We start from the raw sequence: 1,734 nt of genomic DNA, 5'->3' as shown, positions 1-1,734 counted from the left end.
CGGGCCAGGTCGACACGCTGGGGCTGCAGGCCATCCACTTCAGCACCGACCGGCTGATGCTGGTGACCTCGCGCCAGCACCGTCTGGCGCGGCGCAAACGCGTTGCGTTCGCCGAGATTCTGGACGAGGACACCGTGGGGATGCACCACGGCAGCACCTTAATGACGTTTCTGGCACAAGTGACAGCGTCACTTGGCAAGCCGCTCAAGCTGCGCATCCAGCTCAATAGCTTTGACGCCATGTGTCGCATGATCGGCAGCGGTGTGGGGGTGGGCATCGTGCCCGAGTCGGCCGCGCAGCGCAACCGCGAGGCCATGGACCTCGCGCTGATAGCACTCACCGACGACTGGAGCGTGCGCGAGCGCTACATCCTGGTGCGCGACCGGAACGCCCTGCCCGGTTATATCCAGGCCTTGCTTGAGATGTTGATCGGCCATTACCGCGCGCCATGACAACCCGGCCACAGGCCGGACGCCAAGCCCACCTGTTGCCTAGAACCTCAGGCCTGTGGCTACATCCAGCAAGGCAGCATTCGACACTGGCCTATGTAAGTCCGATCCAGCAGGAAAGAAACTGGCTGGCAGCCCAGAGAACCATCCGTAATTGTTTTCCGGTTTTGGTGAAGGCTCGTTTTTCTGTACAGGTAGTGCGTCACAAAATGAGCTCACTGGCAGATCAACAATCCCTCAGACTAACCGTCGTGTGTGGTTCACGCCTTGCCAATCTTACTGCTCCCTTGGGCAATTGCTCTGCGCTATGCTCAACGTCTCATATTCTGATTGAGGATTCACGGATGGCAAAGTCCCTTGCTCAATTGAACATTAGGGCTACTACAAGGGTTTCCCCATTTGTCAACCAATTTCAGGCCTTGATGAATCGCTGCGCGATTCGTCAAGGGATACTTAATTTGGAGGCCACCGATACAGTGCGAGGTGCGCTGAATTCAGGTAAAGGGTGCGGACTGGAGAAACTACAACCGGTCATCTTGCAGCCAGCCTTGGACTGCGGACCCTGATGAAAGACGCGCGCAGGAGACCCTTTCGCTGATCGAGCTTGTTATACCGTTAACGGACGGCTTCTTTGGAAAAGAAGCGCCGAACCTGCTGGGGCTTGATCGCGGCGATGTCGATGGCGTCGCTGCCAAAACGCGAGGTCAGCAGGCGTCCAATGATGCGTAGCGCCACGTTGCGGGTCTTTGGCGCCAGGCCGCGCGCATGCTCCAGGTACTCGTCGTAACAGCGCAGTTCCTCATCCACCGCCGTCGCACGGAGCGTCACCGGTGGGATGACGCCCAGAGACCGTAGCACCACAAGCAGGTGACCGAGTGCCGCGCTGTGATCTCCCCGGTCGTGACGCACCGGAGCGACGCATTGGCAGTTCGGTAAGTGGTCGTCAAGAAATCAGCGATTGATGCCTCGTCGACCCTGTTCAAGCGCAGCCGTTTGGTGCGCGCCCATCGCGCGAAGTGCGTAATGCCAACGACATAGCTGGCAAAGGTGTGTGCAGCATATCCGCGCTCGGCCAGATGCTGCTTGAACGCATCAACGTATGGTCCGATCGGTACTTTGGCGAGCCAGTCGGTGTCGGTGTGACGAGGACGTTGAATGGTAAGCGGTCGACTAACCACGCCCCTTGCGCGCGTGGTGCTGATGTGCTGAGTGTTGCCGGCGGGGGGTTGCGGCGCCGGGCTGCGCGTTCAGGTGCTGGGAAGCGCGATGCGCCAGGGCAGCAAGG

At 59.6% G+C, this 1,734-nt stretch carries 3 protein-coding genes; 1 reads left to right on the top strand and 2 read right to left on the bottom strand.

Annotated features, from left to right (window positions below; translation table 11 throughout):
- Positions 1-452: LysR substrate-binding domain-containing protein (locus tag B0E49_RS00025; RefSeq protein WP_286137709.1), on the top strand; the 452-nt coding region annotated here is incomplete at its 5' end.
- A gap of 612 nt (positions 453-1,064) precedes the next feature.
- Here B0E49_RS00025 and B0E49_RS20785 read toward each other — a convergent pair.
- Positions 1,065-1,277 (bottom strand): site-specific integrase, encoded by a 213-nt coding sequence (locus B0E49_RS20785; RefSeq protein ID WP_286137708.1) that lies wholly within the window; start codon positions 1,275-1,277, stop codon positions 1,065-1,067.
- Positions 1,274-1,627 (bottom strand): site-specific integrase, encoded by a 354-nt coding sequence (locus B0E49_RS20780; protein ID WP_286137707.1) that lies wholly within the window; start codon positions 1,625-1,627, stop codon positions 1,274-1,276. Before B0E49_RS20780 ends, B0E49_RS20785 begins: the two co-directional genes overlap by 4 nt.
- Positions 1,628-1,734: the final 107 nt, after the last annotated feature.

Source organism: Polaromonas sp. C04 (assembly GCF_002002705.1).
GTDB lineage: Bacteria > Pseudomonadota > Gammaproteobacteria > Burkholderiales > Burkholderiaceae_C > Rhodoferax_A.
The sequence above is the reverse complement of the archived record's forward strand: the minus strand, read 5'-3'. Positions and strand labels throughout refer to the sequence as shown.